We start from the raw sequence: 18,732 nt of genomic DNA on the forward strand, positions 1-18,732 counted from the left end.
CCCAGCACAGGGTGTCCCAGCACTGAGGTACCATGCCGGCTGGAGTCGCTATCCAGCAGCCCTCGTAACCGCCAGCGGGCACGGTGGGTATTGATGCGTTTAACGAGAGCAACCGTTTCACGTCCCAGGTCGCCTGCTCCGATGATAACGAGCGGTGTCATTACGATAGGGAATCGGGTGCAGGAGATCGGGGTATCGTGTCGTTACGGCCCATAGGACCATACACCCCCTTGCCCTGCATGAGTACAAACGGAGTACGCCACATGATGCCCAGGTCGAGCCCAAACGACCGGTGCTCTACATACCACACATCAAGCTCAATGCGCTCAGGCCACGAGAGGGCATTGCGACCGTTGACCTGCGCCCAGCCGGTCAGTCCAGGTCGCACGTGCAAGCGCTGCCGCTCAAACGCGTTGTAGCGGCGGACCTGATCGAGCAGCGTTGGGCGTGGTCCTACAACGCTCATCTCGCCCATCACAATATTCCACAGCTGCGGCAGTTCGTCGAGTGCCCAGCGTCGCAAGAAAGCACCGGTGCGCGTGCAGTGTGCGCCAGGACGCAGCGGATCTTTCGGCCCGAGACCGAGCGTCCGAAATTTGTAGATGCGAAATGGCTGTCCATGCTTTCCAGCGCGCTGCTGCGTAAAGAAAACGGGGCGCCCGTCAACCAGCAAGATTGCTGCGGCAACGGCAAGCAAGACCGGACTGAGCAGCAGAAGCAGGCCCGCTGCTACGACCCGGTCTAACACGACCTTCCAGTGCGAGTAGCTCATGAGGCAACTGAGATCGGGGTAGGTTTGGATAGATGCGCACGTAACGTCTCCACGACCTGGCCTATCTCTGCTTCGGTGAGTCCGTCGAAAAACGGTAGAGCGAGCGTGCGATCGGAGGCATACTCACAGCGCGGAAAGTCGCCTCGCTCGAAGCCAAACCGGTCGCGGTAGTAGGGCTGCAGGTGAATCGCTGGGAAGTACGGCGCGCATCCAATGCCCGCATGCTGCAGCGCCTTGCACAGCGCGTCGCGATCGGCGCGCTGGTAGCGTTCGCGGAGTTCTATTACGTACACAAACCAGCTGCGCGTGCCTTGCGCAGCGGGCTGGGGACGTTTCAGGTGGTCGGTCAGTGGAGCGAGGGCCGCATGGTACGTCGCTGCAACCGAGCGCCGGGCTGCTAATATGTCGTCCAGCCGGTCCAGTTGGGCGGCGCCGAGCGCTGCGTTAAGCTCACTCAACCGGTAATTGTAGCCGAGGCGTACATGGCGCATCTGCTCGCGCGATGCGCGCCCCTGGTTGCGCAGCGACCGGCAGGTGGATGCGAGCGCGTCGTCATCCGTCGTGATGCATCCGCCCTCGCCGGTGGTAATCTGCTTGTTCGGATAGAACCCGAACGCGGCGGCATCGCCCCATGCCCCAATCGGCTGCCCACCGACCGAAGCGCCGAGTGCCTCGCACGAGTCGGCAATAAGAGCCAGGTCGTGGGCGTCCGCGATAGCGCGGAGGCGCGGCCAGTCGGCGGGGCACCCAAACACATCTACGGCAAGAATGGCGCAGGTATCCGAGGTGATCGCTGCCTCTGCTGCTGCGGGGTCGATATTGTACGTATGGGGATCGATGTCGACCAGGCGAGGAATAAGGTTCTCGAAGAGCAGCACATTTGAGGAGGCTACAAAGCTGTACGGCGTAGTGACAACCACTCCACCTTCAGGCAAGTCGAGTGCCCGAACGATGCAGTGAAGCGCGGCCGTACCGCTGCTCACGGCTACCGCATGCGCGGTCTTGCAGCGCGCCGCCATCTGCGCCTCAAAGCGCGCAAGGGCAGGACCCATCGAGAGGCGGGTCGACTGCAGGACCGATGCAACGGCAGCGCGCTCATGATCTGTTATGCTGGGCCGAGCCAGTGGAATGGACACAAGGGGCAAGCAGTAGGTGGGAGAACGTTTGGCACGTAATGTGTGCAGCACATACATGCACAACATACAGGTGCTGCCTTAAAAGAACCAACAGCACCCTGAGAGAAGGAGAGATTTTTAACCGCGTCGTTGCGCGTTTTGAGAATATTCGCGGAAGAGGTGTGCGTTTTGTCCAAAAGAAGACCGGACGCTGCACCTTCCGCAGGCTTTCTCGTTGCATCCGTGCTTTGTATTGTGCAGATTGCGCACATGAAAGATATACAAGCAAGCTGTTTAATGCTGCTGCCCAACTACACCCTCTGAAGCAGGTCTAATAGAGATCCATGGGTAGCGCCTCCTCCTCAAGTGATTTACATCTTTGCGTGATGCGCCGTATATCGGCATGCTCATGCACCAATGCTCCCCTGTGCGTGTCTCCTGAGAACGCATGATCTGAGCGTATGCCCTTCTTACACTGCAGGCATAACCGAGATCACTTGGGCGAGGCCCCGTACGACCTGGCCTCTTCCACCTTATTTATACACTCCGACTTATGAACATCGCAATTATAGGCACCGGCTATGTCGGTCTGGTGTCGGGAACATGCTTTGCCGAGATGGGCAATCGTGTCGTATGCATCGACATCGACGAAAACAAGATCGACCAGCTGCGTAATGGGCAGCTTCCGATCTACGAGCCGGATCTGGAGCACTACTTCAACCGCAACACCAGCGAAGGACGCCTCACTTTTAGCACCGATCTGGCCGACGGCGTCTCTCACGCTGACTTGATCTTTCTTGCGCTGCCCACACCTCCCGGCGAAGATGGGTCAGCGGATCTCTCGTACGTGCTCCAAGCTACCAGCGACATCGCTGAGCTCATCAACAGCGAAGACGAAGAGCGCTACCGCCTCATCATCAACAAGAGCACCGTTCCCGTTGGCACCGCCGACCAGGTGCGAGGCGTGCTCGAAAATGCCGGTCTGCAAGCAGGCGAGCAGTTCGATGTGGTGTCGAACCCCGAGTTTCTCCGTGAAGGCGTGGCTGTCGACGACTTCCTGAAGCCCGATCGCGTTGTGATTGGGACCTCCAGCGACAAAGCAGCCAATATGATGACGCGGCTGTATGAGCCGTTTGTGCGTCAGGGCAACCCGATCGTCGTAGTCGACGAGCGCTCGGCCGAGATGATCAAGTACGCCGCCAACTCCATTCTCGCCACGCGTATCTCGTTTATGAACGAGATTGCCAACCTCTGCGAAAAAGTAGGGGCGAACGTCGACAAGGTGCGGCTCGGGATCAGCAAAGACCACCGCATCGGGCGGCACTTTCTGTATGCCGGCATCGGGTTCGGCGGCAGTTGCTTCCCGAAAGATGTGCAGGCACTGCATCGCACCGGACGCCAGCACGGCTACGACTTTAAGATTCTGGATTCGGTGCTGGAGGTGAACGACCGGCAGCGTCAGGTGCTTGCCGAGCGGGTCATTGAATACTTTGATGGCGATGTCTCCGACAAGAAAATTGCCATCTGGGGGCTTGCGTTCAAGCCAAATACCGACGACATCCGCGAAGCGCCGGCGCACGTCATTATTCGCACGCTGCTGGAAGCCGGTGCCGAGGTCGTGGGCTACGACCCCGAGGCCATCGAAACCACTCGCAATGTCTTTGGCGATGCGATTGACTATGCCGACGACATGTACGGCGCACTCAACGACGCCGACACGCTCGTTGTATGCACCGAATGGAACGCCTTCCGCCGTCCCAACCTGGCCGATGTGCGCGACCGTCTTGCCCAACCGGTTATCTTCGACGGACGCAATGTGTTCGATCCGAAGCACATGGCCGAGATGGGCTTCATCTACTCCAGCATTGGGCGCCCAAGCCTGCCGCCGGAGAGCGATGAGGATGCCATTGAGGAAGCTCTCGCCGAAAATGGACAGCCGGCCTAATCAGGCCAGCTCCTAACTATACGTTTTCGGGGGCGGGCATCGCGACTCGCCCCCTTTGTCTCACGACGCCCCGCCCTCCCTATGCCCCGTACACTCATTACCGGTGGTGCCGGATTTCTCGGCTCGCATCTGTGCGACCGTCTTATTGCAGAGGGCCACGAGGTCCTCTGCATGGATAACCTCATCACCGGATCGACTGATAATGTCGCTCACCTGTTCGAGCGCGACGACGAGCGGTTCAAGTTCATCCAGCACGACGTGACGAACTTCATCCACGTGAGTGGCGACCTTGACTACGTGCTCCATTTTGCAAGCCCAGCCTCGCCAGCTGACTACCTGCGTCTGCCAATCCAGACGCTCAAAGTAGGCGCGTTGGGCACGCACAAGGCACTCGGCCTTGCCAAAGCAAAGGGCGCTCGCCTGCTGCTTGCCTCAACCAGCGAGGTCTACGGCGATCCGCTCGTGCATCCGCAGCCTGAAGACTACTGGGGCAACGTCAACCCAATTGGAATGCGAGGCGTCTACGATGAGGCCAAACGGTTTGCCGAGGCGATCACGATGGCGTATCAGCGCTACCACAGCGTGGAAACGCGCATCGTGCGCATCTTCAATACGTACGGGCCGCGCATGCGCATCGACGACGGGCGCGCCCTGCCTACGTTTATGAGTCAGGCACTGCGGGGCGAGCCGCTCACAGTATACGGCGACGGCAGCCAGACCCGCTCTTTTTGCTACGTCGACGATCTCGTCGAAGGCATCTACCGCCTGCTGCTAAGCGATGAAAATGAGCCGGTCAACATCGGTAACACGCAGGAGATTACAATTAAAGAGTTCGCCGAAGAGATTATCGATCTGACGGATTCGAAGAGCACCATCACGTACGAGGAGCTTCCGAAAGACGACCCGCAGGTGCGCGAGCCCGACATCACGAAGGCTCGTGAAACACTGGGGTGGAGCCCAACTGTTGATCGACGTGATGGGCTTCGCAAAACGCTTGATTACTTCCGCGAGGCCATCGATGTATCGGCGCCGGCTGATGCGTAAGCATCCTGCTTCCCTCTCATTACCTAACTCGACAGCGTTCTTGCAACGCCAAACATTTATATGAGCGTATCTTCAGATACCGCCCGACACCTTGATACCCTGGAGTCCGAGGCGATACACGTAATTCGCGAAACCGCAGCCCAGTTCGAGCGCCCCGTGCTCATGTTTTCAGGGGGCAAAGACTCGCTGGTCATGACGCACCTGGCGCGTAAAGCCTTCTACCCGGCAACCATCCCGTTTCCGCTTCTACATGTGGATACCGGGCATAACTTCCCGGAAACAATTCGCTTCCGCGACGACCTCATGGAGCGCATCGGCGCCAACCTGATTGTGCGCACGGTGCAGGAATCGATCGATAAGGGACGCGTCAAAGAAGAGCAAGGGCCCAACGCAAGCCGCAATAAGCTGCAGATTGTGACGCTGCTCGACGCGCTGGACGAACTCGACGTAGACGCAGCGCTTGGCGGCGCGCGCCGCGATGAAGAGAAAGCGCGCGCTAAAGAACGCTTTTTCTCGCACCGCGACCGCTTTGGGCAGTGGGACCCCAAGAAGCAGCGCCCTGAGCTCTGGAATCAGTACAACGGGCGACGGAATCCGAACGAACACTTTCGCGTCTTCCCGCTCAGTAACTGGACGGAGCTCGACGTGTGGCAGTACATCGACCGCGAAGATCTCGAGATCCCGAATCTCTATCTGGCGCATAAGCGCGATGTCGTTGAGCGCGACGGTTCGCTTCTGGCGAAGTCCGATTACATCACGTTGCGCGACGGCGAGCACTACGCCGAGAAGATGGTCCGCTTCCGCACTATCGGGGATATGACCTGTACCGGCGCCTTCGAATCAACGGCTACGACTATCCCCGAGGTGATCGAAGAGGTAGCAACTGCTACGCACTCCGAACGCGGCGGACGTACCGACGATCAGCGCTCAGAGGCTGCGATGGAAGACCGTAAGCGCAAAGGCTACTTTTAGTCGAAAGCCACCATCTCTCTTTTTTCTGGCTTACCTTACCCCCCATGGATCTACTTCGATTTACCACTGCCGGAAGCGTTGACGACGGCAAGAGCACACTCATCGGACGGCTTTTCTACGATACGCAGACGATCTTCGAGGAGAAGATGTCTGAAATCAAGCGCAATACGAAGCGCGACGATGACGACCTGGAACTCGCACTCTTGACGGATGGCCTGCGTGCCGAACGCGAGCAGGGCATCACGATCGACGTCGCCTATCGCTACTTTGCTACGCCGAAGCGCAAGTTCATCATTGCGGATACGCCCGGCCATGAGCAGTACACCCGCAACATGGTCACCGGCGCGTCGACCGCCGAGCTTGCCGTTGTGCTTCTCGATGCGCGCAAGGGCGTGCTCGAACAGTCGCATCGGCACGGGTTCATCTCCTCGCTACTTCAGATCCCGCATATGATCGTTGCGGTAAATAAGATGGACCTCATTGATTACGATGAGGGCCGTTTTCGCGAGATTGTAGACGAGTTTCGCGACTTCGCTGATAAGCTTGACATCAACGACGTTACCTTCATTCCGATTTCAGCCCTGAAAGGCGACAACGTCGTCATGCAGAGCGACAATATGCCCTGGTACCAGGGCAGTACCCTCCTGCATCGCCTCGAAACGGTCAAAACGCAGACCGACCGCAACCAGGTTGACTTCCGCTTTCCTGTACAAAATGTAATCCGCCCGCACCAAGACTTTCGGGGATTTGCCGGGCAGGTTGCTTCAGGAAGCGTACGTCCGGGCGAGGAGGTCGTCGTGCTTCCCTCAAACCTGACCACCGAGGTGGAAAGCATCGTAACGCTCAATGGCGAGCAAGATAAAGCGAGCCCGGGCGAGTCGGTCGTAATCTCGCTCACTGACGAGATCGACGTAAGCCGCGGATCGATGATCGTTCGTAGCCGCAACCGCCCCGAAGTCACACGCCAGGTGGATGCGGACCTATGCTGGATGGACGAAGAGAAGCTGCGAACTGATCGTCCGTACATCGTACAGCATACGACCCGAGAGACCCAGGCGTACGTATCCAACCTGGTCTATCGCATTAACGTAAAGACGCTTCACCGCGAGGAGGCCGACACGCTCACGCTCAACGAGATTGGGCGCGTTGAACTCGAAACGGCAGATCCGCTGTTTATCGATTCGTACCGTGTGAACCGCCACACCGGGCGCTTCATTCTGATCGATCCAGACACCAACGCCACGGTAGCTGCGGGGATGATTCGTGGGGTGGGGCAAGACGTGGCCCCTGTTGGTGAAGAAAGCACTACGCGCAAAGAGCAGCAAACAAGCCCGAACGTAACGTGGGAAGGCCTCGCCATTCCACGCGAGAAGCGCGAAGAGCGCAACGGCCACAAGGCCGCAGTGATGTGGTTCACCGGGCTGTCGGGGGCAGGCAAGTCGACCGTTGCCAAAGCGGTTGAAGAGCGCCTCTTCGACCGGAACGTGCAGACGATGCACCTTGATGGCGACAACGTGCGCCATGGGCTCTCGGGCGACCTGGGCTTCTCTGCACACGACCGCGAAGAGAACGTGCGTCGTGTAGGCGAGGTGTCGCGCCTCTTCTTCGAGCAAGGCACGCTCACGCTGTGCACGTTTGTCTCTCCGTACCGTGAAGACCGTACCCGTGTGCGCGAGTTGCTCCCTGAAGGGCGCTTCCTGGAAGTGCACGTAGACTGCTCGATTGAGGTTTGCAAAGAGCGAGACCCGAAAGGGCTCTACGAGAAAGCCGAGAAGGGCGAGATATCAAACTTCACCGGTGTCTCCGCACCCTACGAAGAACCGGAAGATCCTGAAATTGTCGTTCGCACCGACGAACACGATGTGCAAACCTGCGTGGATCAAATTGTCGATGCGCTTGAAGCACGCGGAATCATTCCAACGGTAGACTAACTTCCCAGATACGGGAGCAACCGTCTCATAGAGCGCATCGGCATTGCCTCGGTGCGCTCTTTTTTATTTGACTTACTCTCTGAATCCCTCTGTACTCATGATCGATCTTGGCATCTGGCTTCCCATTTTTGGCGGATGGCTCCGCAATGTCGAAGATGAAGGCATGCCGCCCACGTTCGAATACAACAAGCAGGTGGCTCAGGCAGCCGACCGGGCCGGGTTCTCGACTATTCTGATTGCTGAACTGAACCTGAACGACATAAAGGGCATCGAGGCGCCAAGCCTGGAGTGTTGGACGACGACAGCCGCGCTGGCCCCCGTTACCGAGAACATCCGCCTCATGGCGGCGCTGCGTCCAGGCTTTCGCACGCCAGCGGTGGCCGCCAAGATGGCAGCCAACATCGACCACATGTCAGACGGTCGGTTCGAGATCAACCTGGTGTCGGGCTGGTGGGAGGAGGAGATGAAGATGTACGCGGGCGAGTGGATTGAGCACGACTCCCGCTACGAACGCTCCCGTGAGTTTGTAGACATCATGCGCGGCGTCTGGACGGAAGATCGCTTCTCGTACGACGGCGACTTTTACACGATCCAGAATACCGTACTTGCACCCAAACCCGTGCAAGACGGTGGCATCCCCCTGTATGCAGGCGGGGGCTCGGAGGCAGGGCGTACGTTCATCGCCGAGCAGTGCGACCACTACCTGATGCACGGCGGCTCGGTCGATAAGATTGCAGGCAACATCGAAGACCTGCGCGAGCGCCGCGCTCAGGCAGGGCACGATCCCGACGATATGCAGTTCGGTATGGCCGCCTATATGATCTGCCGCGAGACAGAAGCAGAAGCGCAGGAAGAACTGGAGCGCATCACCACGATCAACTACGAAGCGGAGGGCTTCGATAGCTACGACGACTTTGTGGAAAACTCAGAGCTGGATTCCAAGGTCGACCTGAAAGATTACTCCGTCTCAAATCGAGGACTGCGTCCCAACCTGGTGGGGACCCCAGACCAGATTGTAGAGCGTCTGAACGCCTACGCCGATGTCGGTCTTGATCTGGTACTGGTGCAATGCAGTCCGATGCTCGAAGAGGTGGAGCGCATCGGGCACGAGGTCATCCCGCGCCTAAAGAACGTAGCAGCGGCGTGATCACGGGTCTACCAATCGGGTTGGCCACCGTTCTGTAGGGATACGGCGCTCCGTGTCCCTACTTCGCTGTTGCACGTGATTATTTGGGTACGGGGACCGTGACAAACTCTGTGCCCCAACCCTCTTCAAAAAACCTGTCATGGTGAGCGAAGGCCGACGGAGGAGGCCCCATGTAGCCGCCGAATGACATTCGGTGGAACCATCTCCGCGAGGTTCAGCGGCTACGGGTGATTCAACGGCCCTGCCCATTTCGGGGGAGATTGTTACTCACTGCGTTCGCCTGTCCCGGACCTGATCCGGGATCTCGCTGCGTCCGTGTTCGACTCCGCTTCGCTCCGCTCAAGATGACAATGCATGATGCGACAATGCATGAACGAAGCAGTGCATGCCAAAACAGACGTATGACGGCACTTACCCTGCATTTGGGGACGCATTTGGGTGGGGACGGATGGATGGCGTGATCCGCCAACCGTCTACACATCCAACCCTTCATACACCTTCATACACCCACGACACATGTAGAGTTGGTGTCACTCTACAGTTACGGTATGCGTGAGCGTTACAGGCTCCGGATCGTTCACCCATCCAGTACGTCCGTTTACGACGATGGCCGCCTCGCCGGGGGTGTCAAACTGCACCGAGATCGTGCGTTCCATCTCTGCGATTGCGTCGGCACAGGCCGTGTTTCCAGCGGGTGCCCGGTCGTAGGGGGTAATGGTGACGCGCATCGGTTCGCGCACGACCTCTTCGCGGGCCGCCTGCCAGCACAAGTTAGGTCCAAATGTGGTAACGGTGATTTCAAACGGTTCGCCGGCCTGTACGGTATCGGGAGCTACAAGAGGAGGTGTTGCCGTGATATCTTCCGTGACAAATCCGATGACCTCTTCGGTGTCGTTGCTCTCGCCAAGAAAGTCGCAGGCCGTGCCGCTCCAGAAGAGCACCAAGAGCAGCAGAGCTGCAGCGTTGTAAGTGAGAGAACGCATCGTGGAGGTAGGGCTTGTGTAGTAGGACAGAGAGCATGCAAGCCTGTATGAGTATAGGGGCTGGTACCGTGCAGATGTTTCTCCTCCTTGAACCTGTGGCCTGCACGTTCAGCTTACGCTGCCCCGTTTCCGGACTCCGCGTGTGGAAGCTCGAACTGGAAACGCGTTCCGCGTCCCTCGGTGCTCTCGACCTGAATAGGCTCGCCGTGGGCCTGCAGGATCTGCTTTACAATGCTGAGGCCGAGGCCCGTGCCGCCGCTCTCGCGCGAGCGATCGGGGTCGACCCGGTAGAACCGCTCAAAGATGCGCTCTAAGTGGTCTTCGGGGATTCCTTTTCCAGTATCGACCACCTCAACGCGCACCTTGTTCAGGCGCCGTGATATACGGCATCGCACGGTTCCTTCGTCGGTATATGCGATGGCATTTTCAATCAGATTGAGCAGAACCTGTCGGATGCGTGAGCGGTCGGCATTGACCTCGAAACTGGGAATATCGACCTCCAACTCCAGTCCTTTCTTCGCTGCTTTTGGGCGAAGCATCTCCACGACCTCATCGACCAGATCTTTCAGGTTGAAGACGCGCCGGTCAATAAGATCTTCGCGGTATTCGAGTCGTGCGATCTCAATAAGGTCATTGAAGAGGTTCTGGAGACGCTGCAAGTTGTTCAGGGCCTTTTCGGAGTAGCGGGTGCGCTGCTCTTCAGAGAGGCGTGAAGTGCCCAGGGCCTCCAGATAGCCGCTGATGGCAAAGATAGGGTTGCGCACCTCGTGTGACACATTCCCGATAAACTCGCTCTGCAGCTGGGCCATCCGCTCCAGTTCGTTGATCTTCTCGCGGAAGCTGTCGGAGGCGCGGTTGAGGCTTTCCGCCAGATCCTGAAACTCCGCCGCCCGGCTGTCGATGCGGATGCGACTGGTGGTCTCCCCCCGGCTGACCCGCTGCGCGGTATTGCGGATGCGCTTAAGCGGTGTTGTAATCTTCGAGGCAGCGATCCAGCTGCCGATCACGGTGAGAATCAAGGCCAAGATCATTCCCGACAGGATGATGATCTGGCTTCGCTCCAGAAGGCTGTAGAGCGGCGAAGAAGGTTGCCCGACCTGGACCACGAGGTTCGCATCAGGCCGGTAGAGCGTCGCGTAAAAGACCCGTGGCTCACTCGTGTTCATCCGGTTCTGGTAGCGGATGGTAGGTGTACTTAGCTCGGTGAGCGCATCGGGATCAAAAAAACGTTCAGCATCTCGTATGGGGGCCGGGTCGAAAGGGGCGCTGCCGATGGTGGTATCAGGCGTGGCGACAGTGACCGACCACTCCGTCATGCCCTGTAGATGGGTAAGGGCGGCTTCGCGTTCAACCAGGGTGCTCGTGGCTTCCATCTGCATAGCCACGCGCTCGGCTTGGTTCTGCAGGGTGCGCTCCAGCGCGTTGTCTACGTCGCTCTTGAAAACCAGGAAAACGTAGAGGGCAACGAGTACAACCGCTGTACCTACAAATAGAGTGAAAGTAGAGACCATCCAGAACTGGGTCTCCTTGCGTTCCGGGATTAAACGACTCCAGAGCGATTCAAACAAGGCGATGTGGTAAACTATGGTTGTACAAAAAACGAATACACAGACACGCGCGGAGCACGGGTCTGCCTGGTCTGGCTGTTCAGGGGAGGATCCCGCGCCCCTATCGTGAACGAAGGTACGCTGCGGATGCTACGCACGATAGGTGCATAGGCGATGGATAGGTGCAACGCCTGTGCAGTGCAACGAAGATACAAGGTACGCAAAAAAAGGCCTGGATGTACAGTGTATTGTACCTCCAGGCCTTAAAACGGAGGGATGCAAACGCATCACCCTCCTTGTAGCATATCTGGCATGCGGCGTAGCTATTACGCTTCAGCCGACGCTTCCTTTACGAAGCGATAGCCTACGCCACGTACCGTTTGAATGTGCTCAGCAAAGTCTCCCAGCTTCTCGCGCAGGTTCTTGATGTGAGCGTCTACGGTGCGCTCGGTCACCATCATGTGGTCACGCCAGATGGTTTCAAGCAGCTGCTGGCGCGTGAACGCCTTCTTAGGGTGACGCACCAGGTAGCGGAGCAGCTCAAACTCGGTGAGCGTTAGCTCCAGATCTTCGCCACGAAGATGGGCTTTGTACTCGTCTTCGTAGATAGTAAGATCACCCTCTTCGATAACGCTGCTCTCTTCCAGTCCGGCACGACGCAGCACCGCTTTTACACGGGCCACGAGCAGATCTTTCCAGCCTGATTCCTTGGTAAGGTAGTCATCAGCACCGATCGTAAGGCCTTCGATCTGGTCTTCCACTTCAGACTTGGCGCTCAGGAAGATGATCGGGATCATCTCCGTTTCAACGCGGGAGCGCAGCTTCTTACAGGTCTCAAAGCCATCCATCTCTGGCATCATTACGTCCAGAATGATGAGGTCGGTATCGGGGTTTACCTTTTCAAGGGCCTCCTCACCATTGTAGGCCTGGTTGACGTTGTAACCTTCGTTGCTGAGAAAGTCACTCACGATCTCGACAATGCTACGCTCGTCGTCAACGACAAGAATATTAACGTCGCTGGGATTTACAGTAGTTGGCATAGGTCTCACTAAAAGTTAAAAGGGCAAAAGCGTATATGTGATAGCAGCCTGCAAGGCAGGTGGGGTACTACAGGTCAAAAGATATTTAAGCAAACTGCTACAGAGAAAAATCTACAGATGTACGCTATCTCAGTCAGAAAGAAGCCGTGCAGTACAACAGAGCGCACGGCATAGATTTTTCAGTATCAATGCAGTAGAATTACGGATGATAGTCTCTCTATATTGTTCCATTATTGGCCGTGAGAGACGGCGCAGCGCGATAGTGGCGCGGAACGCGTGTAGCGAGTTGGCACGCTACTTCGTATGGGATCGTACCACTCCAACGAGCCACATCGTGAAGGGTGGGACCGTGCGCATCAAACAAGACGACAGGGTCTCCCACCTGGGTGCTCTTCGCAAGAGTACCACCGGGTGAACCGAGGTCAACCATAGATAGATCCATGCACACAGTGCCCACAACAGGCCGTTTCTGGCCACCAATGCGCACATGGGCCTGTCCAGAAGCTGCGCGCGGATAGCCATCACCGTATCCAACCCCGATTGTGGCAACGCATGTATCAGCAGGGGCAGTCCAGCATGCCCCGTATGACACGGTCTCTCCTTTCGGAACGGTGTGCATGTGCACAACCCGTGTTTCAAGCGACAGGGCAGGCGCCAGAGCGTCAGGTGATTTTGAATATTTGTGAGATATGTTACGTGTGTCAGGCGTAGGTGTTGACGTGAGCCCATACAGGCCCAGTCCTGTACGGGCATACCGGGCTGCATGGGGCAGCGTATCTGTAAGCTGAAACAAGGCGTCGGTGTTGGCTACGTGCACTACGGAAGGAGCGGGATCGAGCTTCCCAACAACCGACGCAAAGCGGTCCAGTTGGGTGCTGTTGAGCGGATGGTCCGGGTCGTTCGCTGTGGCGAGGTGGGTATAGATTCCTTCTGCATCTACGTGGGACGCGTCGTGCAGGCGGCTCCACCATGAAGGAGCCTCCGTCCACGATATGCCGAGTCGGTGCATACCCGTGTCTACCTTCATGTGTGCACGCACCGGGGCCTCCGAGGCAGTACAGATGAGCTGCGCAACAGCTGGACTGGTTACCGAGACGTGCAGGCCGTAGCGAACATACGTGTGAAGCTGGGCTGCCGTGGGAGGTGCAAGCACGAGGATCAACCCGTGAACGCCCGCTTCACGCAGAGCCACGGCTTCGTGCACACGCGCTACAGCGAAAGCCTGTACATCCAGGTCCTGAAGCAGCGAAGCAACGTTGTGCAGGCCATGCCCATACGCATCCGCTTTGAGCACCGCCATGAGTTTGGCAGGCTGGGCCTTTGCGCGCAGCACCGATACGTTGTGACGGATGTGGTCGGTGCGTACTGTGGCATACACCGGGGCGTCGTGCATAAGAAGCAGCGGGATGTAGCAGAGGAAGGAGCGAGATGCAACCCGGCAAGGCAGCAAGCCGGTAGCCGATAGAAGCAGCGCAATTGATACGCTACGATGCACCGTGCTACATACGGAACGCAAGGAACCCCCTACCGTTTTTGTATTAGTAGCATGTTCACAATTCTTGCATACAAAAGGTGCATGTGGTTCCATGGCGACCTCCAGTTCAGAATCTGACATCGCGCCTATCCCTCAGGTAGGGCACACCGGGGCTCAGGTTGATACGCATCTGCGTACCGCACTGAACAAACCCCGTCCCTGTATTGTGCTTGCAGGAGGAACGCGAGGGGCCCGGCAGGCTACCTTCGCCCGTATTTTAGACGCTTCAAGCCAGAATGCGCTTCAGTTCCGGGCTCAATCGCTGCTTGGAGAACGGCGCGAGCATACGCAAAACAGTCTCCGCAAGGCATTCGATAGCGCAACCGAAGAACATGCGCTGCTCTTCATTGACCCGCTCGACCCGCTCTTCACGTGGAAACACGCGAACGATATGGATGACCTACCTGACGACGCCATCCCATCGACAGTCGAGTACTTCTTGCAGCGTGTTGAGTCCTATCCGTATCCTGCCATTCTTGGCATCGACAACCCGTCGTACATAAGCTCAATCCGAAAAACGGACGTTCATCTTGTCGTTTCGCACGAAGGAGCTTCGGAGTCGGCGTAACACGGTGTCTGATCAAGGCACCTGAGCAAGGCACATCCGGTATCGGTTGCCGTACAGGCCTTACGGAAAGACAAACCACGCTCTCTTAATATCGCTTGCCCCGCGTATCTTATGGACCGGATTGCCCAGCTTGAGTCCTTTCTTGAAGAAGACCCCGATGACCCCTTTACACAATTTGCGCTTGCGCAGGAGCATCTAAAACAAGATGACATCGATGTCGCACAGCAGTACTTTGAGGGGCTTGTCGAAGAGCATCCCGACTACGTAGGCACTTATTATCACCTCGGGAAGCTGTATGAGCGCCTGGGCCAGACCGATACGGCTATCGACACGTACGAGCAGGGGATTGAGATAGCTCGCACACAGCACGATCAGAAAAACCTGTCGGAGCTGCAGGATGCTCTCATGAAAGCGAAAGGAATCGGATTTTAGCGTGCAGTTGGGTTTTTGCCGCCGGGCTGTAAGCGGCTCCTGTAAGCGGCTCCTACCAGGCACGTGCCCATCTTTCAGATACAGCCAGCACAGTTCGAATGCATTCTACCAGTCACTTTACGCCTCAGTATCAGCCATGATGCAGGCCATAAAACATCTTGGAGCAGCGGCTGCGATTGCCACAGCGCTGCTGCTTCCAGGCCTCTCCCCCGCGCATGCACAGGCCGTTTCTGATACCACCTACGCGGTACAGGAAGGCGACACCCTCTTCCGGATCGCCCAGGAAGCCGGGGTGTCCGTTCGAGCGCTTCAGGCGTGGAACGACCTCGAAGATGCTACCATCGCTGTTGGCGACACGCTGCGCATCCGTCCGCCCCGGCGCCCGGCAGCCCAAGAGCCGTCTCCGGAAGACGCTCCTGAAGGGGACGCTCGTGCCGAAGACGAGGCGCTCGGGCGCACCCTGGCCGACGAGCTGCCCCCGGTCGACCCTGCTCCCGATGAAGAGGCACCCGACACTATATCGTCCGACGCCATTCCAACCGATTCAGAGCCTGCTCCGGAGCCCGGCCCAGAGCCCGCCACGCAAGATACACCGGGTGCCCAGCTTGTTGATCGCCCCGAACAGGCTACCTGGATGGAGCTGGCCCTGCGCACCGGCGTACCAGCCGATTCGCTGTGGCGCCTCAACGACCGCCCCGAGGCGCTGCCCGACCGTGTGCGCGTTCCCAGCGTGGCGGCGTCTCAGCAAACCCACGTCGTAGACGAGGGCGAGACCCTCTACAGCATCGCCGGGACTTATGGGGTGAGCGTACGTGCCCTGCAGGCGACAAACGACCTTGAGGGCACCGAGCTGCGCATCGACCAGCGTCTGCGCATTCCGGGCCGTCAGCCTGAAATCGCCGATACCTGGGCGGCGCCCGACACCATCCGCGCAACGACGTTTCCAGCGGCTTTTGCGGGGCGTCTTACCGCCAGCGGAGCGACATACGACCCCGATGAGCTGGTAGCCAGTCATCCCGAACTGCCGTTTGGGTCGGTCGTGCTGCTCTCGCATCCCCTTGAAGGCAATGCCGACACGAACGCCGACGTCAACCACGTCTTTGTGCGCATCGTAGATCGCAGCGTAGACGGTCCCGAAATATCGGCGGCAGCCGGCGCGCTCCTTGGCATCGAACGCGAAGCCGCGCTGGGCTTCCGTACGGTATGGCGCCCCGCCCCGTAACCTGTGGCGCACAACCTTCGCTCCACGGCCTGCAGTATCATGCCAGCAGGTGGCATCCCATTCAGGAAGAGGGCAGAGGGATGCGAACGGCAGCACGTTGAACAGACGCCAGGCTGCGGCATAGCACGAGCGCGTCCATAGCAACCGTCCGTATTCATCTGCGCACCGCTCACGCCATGCCCAACACCGATCACGATTCGGATGCCCACCCCCTTGCTCAGGCCGCCCTTTTCTTTGCACTGGGCTTCGTCGTAATCCAGGGAGCAGCGCTCTTGCTGCAGGGCACGCTCACCCTCCCCGCCGCGGTAACCGCGGCCATAGCTGCCCTCACGGGCGCCGGTATCGTATACAGCTACGAGTGCAAGCGCCAGGCGGGCTTCTTTGAAACGCCCGAGAGCGAGGCGTCTGACAGCGAGGCGCGCAACGAAGCAGAGACCGATAACGGCTCCGATAACACAGGTGCCGGTGAAACAGGGAGCGCAGGAGTTCGCACAGAAGAGAGCACCGGGGACCGCGCGTAGTTCGGCAGCATCAACTGCTTCTGTCTACGTCTCCCCATGCGCTGCACGTACGCTACGCTGTTGAAGGCGATTCGGCTGCCTGGTACGGATTTACAGAGGCCGTCTTGGTCGTAACGCCTGGCCCGCGTCCAATCTGGAACGTAATGCTGATGATGGCCATGACGAGCAGCGCCCAGCAGTAGTGGATCGCCCCAACGAGCGCGGTCGGCGAAAGCCCGGCAAGCGATGCAGCCAGCAGAATCTGTCCGCCATACGGCAGCACCCCCTGCACGATGCAGGCAAAGATATCGAGCAGGCTGGCGCTACGAGGGGCATCGATGTCGTACTGCGTGGCGAGATCGCGCGCTACGGTACCCGAGAGCAAGATCGCGACCGTGTTATTCGCAATGAGTACGTCGCTAAGCGCAGCCATTGCCGCGATACCCGACTCCCCGGCCCGGCGCCCTTTCAGACGCAAGAAGGCCGTTGTGCGCCGAATCGCCATGGCCAGCCATGCCAGCCCGCCCTGCCGACGGATCAGCTCACCGAGTCCGCCGATGAACATGGCCAGCAGCATGATACCGAACATGCTCTCAAAGCCTTCATAAATGTCGCCAGCGAAGGGCGCCATGCCATAGTCGCTGGCCGCAATGCCCGTAGCACCTGCCAGTACAATTCCAGCGCCAAGCACCACAAACACGTCGAGCCCAGCCACTGCCAGTCCGAGTACAATCAGGTAAGGGAGCACCAGCCAGATGTTAACGGTGCCCTCGGCGGCATCTGGCGCGCCTGCGCTCATGAAAAAGAGCGCTACAGTCGTGACGAGTGCAGCCGGCACGGCAATCCATAGATTGGCCCGAAACTTATCGGTCATGCTGCAGCCCTGTGTGCGCGTTGCAGCAATGGTCGTATCCGAAATAATCGACAGGTTGTCGCCAAACATAGCACCTCCAACAACAGCTCCCAGTGTAGTGGTTACAGCCAGGTCGGTCGAGCCGCTTACGCCTACAGCAATCGGAGCAACCGCCGCGAGGGTACCCATAGAGGTACCCATCGATAGCGAGATAAACGCGGAGATGAGAAAGAGGCCCGGCAAAATAAACTGATCGGGCAGCAGCGCCAGACCCAGGTCGACGGTTGCTTCCACGCCACCGATTGCCTCCATGACGCCAGCAAACGCACCGGCAAGTAGAAACACCACACACATCGTCATGATCGTTTCGTCGCCGATGCCGCGTAGCAGTGTGCGCAGGTTCTTCTTGATGGTTTCTGCGCCCAGCACGACGGCCAGCACGAGTGCTGGAAGTGTGGCCACAGAGGGGTGAATCTGGTAGAACGGGCGCTCCACGCCGATCGCGCTGTAATAGAGTCCTACGCCAAAAAACAGCGCAAGAAACAGAAACAGCGGGGTAAGGGCAAGGAACGACGGCGTCGTGGCCGATTTGGGCTGCGACGCAGGGGAAGTAGGGGATGTATTTGTGTCAGACATACAGGAGGATCAGCTAAAGGTCGGCTCAGGGAGTGGAAACGTAGATGGCGCGTATTCCTGAACATCGACCGCTGTACACGTGCAGCTGGCGTTGAAGCAACAGGGTGAACATAAGAGAGAGTGCACTGGAGACAGAATGCGCTGAGATCCAGAAGCGCACGTGCAGGCCGTGCAGAAAAGCGAAGCGCGGCCTATGCAGACAGTGTGCATAACAGACAGCACGCGTCACTCATCAGTCCTCACAGTCACGCACAAGGTACGATCGACTGCAAGGCAGGACGGGGCACCGCTCCACAGGGCTTCAGCAGAGAGCCTGCTCAAAGGCCGGTGGCGGTTGCCAGGGCGTCATAGGGCCTGATCCCTACGCCCTTCTGGATGAATGCGAGTATTAACATCGAGTCATAACGCATGTACAATGCGAGCAAGCCCGTCTGTGTTGCGTGCCATGTTCTACTTTCTGTGAAAGTGAAGAGCGGTCTGTGAGATGCCTC

The 18,732-nt window shown here is 58.2% G+C and carries 16 protein-coding genes and 1 riboswitch; of the genes, 9 read left to right on the top strand and 7 right to left on the bottom strand.

All coding sequences use genetic code 11. The annotated features are described in order from the left end of the window. Window positions 1-160: 160 nt before the first annotated feature. Window positions 161-772, bottom strand: a complete 612-nt coding sequence (locus PPP56_RS00180; RefSeq protein WP_353561546.1) for a sugar transferase — start codon at window positions 770-772, stop codon at window positions 161-163. Then, entirely contained in the window at window positions 769-1,908 is a 1,140-nt protein-coding gene (locus PPP56_RS00185; RefSeq protein ID WP_353561548.1) for a DegT/DnrJ/EryC1/StrS family aminotransferase, read from the bottom strand. The genes PPP56_RS00180 and PPP56_RS00185 overlap by 4 nt, the downstream gene beginning before the upstream one ends. Before the next feature lie 532 nt (window positions 1,909-2,440). Between PPP56_RS00185 and PPP56_RS00190 the strand changes: the two genes are divergently transcribed. The 5 genes from PPP56_RS00190 (at window position 2,441) to PPP56_RS00210 (ending at window position 8,926) form a co-directional block, all read left to right on the top strand. Next, complete coding sequence (locus PPP56_RS00190) at window positions 2,441-3,832, top strand: UDP-glucose dehydrogenase family protein (RefSeq protein ID WP_353561550.1); 1,392 nt, start codon at window positions 2,441-2,443, stop codon at window positions 3,830-3,832. Between the two features lie 81 nt (window positions 3,833-3,913). Further along, entirely contained in the window at window positions 3,914-4,876 is a 963-nt protein-coding gene (locus PPP56_RS00195) for a UDP-glucuronic acid decarboxylase family protein (RefSeq protein ID WP_353561552.1), read from the top strand. A 60-nt stretch (window positions 4,877-4,936) separates the two neighbouring features. Continuing rightward, window positions 4,937-5,848 (top strand): sulfate adenylyltransferase subunit CysD, encoded by a 912-nt coding sequence (gene cysD, locus PPP56_RS00200; protein ID WP_353561554.1) that lies wholly within the window; start codon window positions 4,937-4,939, stop codon window positions 5,846-5,848. 44 nt (window positions 5,849-5,892) lie between these two features. Then, entirely contained in the window at window positions 5,893-7,779 is a 1,887-nt protein-coding gene (gene cysN, locus PPP56_RS00205; RefSeq protein ID WP_353561556.1) for a sulfate adenylyltransferase subunit CysN, read from the top strand. Window positions 7,780-7,879: 100 nt separating this feature from the next. Next, entirely contained in the window at window positions 7,880-8,926 is a 1,047-nt protein-coding gene (locus tag PPP56_RS00210) for an LLM class flavin-dependent oxidoreductase (RefSeq protein ID WP_353561577.1), read from the top strand. Window positions 8,927-9,456: 530 nt separating this feature from the next. Here PPP56_RS00210 and PPP56_RS00215 read toward each other — a convergent pair. The 4 genes from PPP56_RS00215 to alr all read right to left on the bottom strand — a co-directional run bounded on the left by PPP56_RS00215 (window position 9,457) and on the right by alr (window position 13,889). Beyond that, a complete protein-coding gene (locus PPP56_RS00215; protein WP_353561559.1) occupies window positions 9,457-9,909 on the bottom strand; it encodes a hypothetical protein in 453 nt (150 codons plus the stop codon). A 113-nt stretch (window positions 9,910-10,022) separates the two neighbouring features. After that, on the bottom strand, window positions 10,023-11,477 hold the full coding sequence (locus PPP56_RS00220; protein ID WP_353561561.1) for a sensor histidine kinase: 1,455 nt from the start codon (window positions 11,475-11,477) through the stop codon (window positions 10,023-10,025). Window positions 11,478-11,782: 305 nt separating this feature from the next. Continuing rightward, entirely contained in the window at window positions 11,783-12,496 is a 714-nt protein-coding gene (locus PPP56_RS00225; protein ID WP_353561563.1) for a response regulator transcription factor, read from the bottom strand. Window positions 12,497-12,713: 217 nt separating this feature from the next. Beyond that, window positions 12,714-13,889 carry an alanine racemase gene (gene alr / locus PPP56_RS00230; RefSeq protein ID WP_353561565.1) on the bottom strand — a complete coding sequence of 392 codons (1,176 nt, stop codon included), beginning with the start codon at window positions 13,887-13,889 and terminating at the stop codon, window positions 12,714-12,716. Between the two features lie 193 nt (window positions 13,890-14,082). Between alr and PPP56_RS00235 the strand changes: the two genes are divergently transcribed. The 4 genes from PPP56_RS00235 (at window position 14,083) to PPP56_RS00250 (ending at window position 16,773) form a co-directional block, all read left to right on the top strand. Further along, complete coding sequence (locus tag PPP56_RS00235) at window positions 14,083-14,598, top strand: protein-tyrosine phosphatase family protein (protein ID WP_353561567.1); 516 nt, start codon at window positions 14,083-14,085, stop codon at window positions 14,596-14,598. A gap of 111 nt (window positions 14,599-14,709) precedes the next feature. Continuing rightward, window positions 14,710-15,030 carry a heme biosynthesis protein HemY gene (locus PPP56_RS00240; RefSeq protein WP_353561569.1) on the top strand — a complete coding sequence of 107 codons (321 nt, stop codon included), beginning with the start codon at window positions 14,710-14,712 and terminating at the stop codon, window positions 15,028-15,030. Window positions 15,031-15,166: 136 nt separating this feature from the next. Next, window positions 15,167-16,252 (top strand): septal ring lytic transglycosylase RlpA family protein, encoded by a 1,086-nt coding sequence (locus PPP56_RS00245; RefSeq protein WP_353561571.1) that lies wholly within the window; start codon window positions 15,167-15,169, stop codon window positions 16,250-16,252. Between the two features lie 176 nt (window positions 16,253-16,428). Next, entirely contained in the window at window positions 16,429-16,773 is a 345-nt protein-coding gene (locus PPP56_RS00250; RefSeq protein ID WP_353561573.1) for a hypothetical protein, read from the top strand. A 52-nt stretch (window positions 16,774-16,825) separates the two neighbouring features. Here PPP56_RS00250 and PPP56_RS00255 read toward each other — a convergent pair whose 3' ends face one another. Continuing rightward, the gene (locus PPP56_RS00255; RefSeq protein ID WP_353561575.1) at window positions 16,826-18,241 is read right to left on the bottom strand and encodes a Na+/H+ antiporter NhaC family protein; all 1,416 of its coding nucleotides are present in this window, start codon (window positions 18,239-18,241) and stop codon (window positions 16,826-16,828) included. 226 nt (window positions 18,242-18,467) lie between these two features. Further along, a riboswitch (SAM riboswitch) is annotated at window positions 18,468-18,623 on the bottom strand. Window positions 18,624-18,732 lie beyond the last annotated feature (109 nt).

Origin of the sequence: Longimonas sp., assembly GCF_040409695.1 — a bacterium.
Classification (GTDB): Bacteria; Bacteroidota; Rhodothermia; order Rhodothermales; family Salinibacteraceae; genus Longimonas.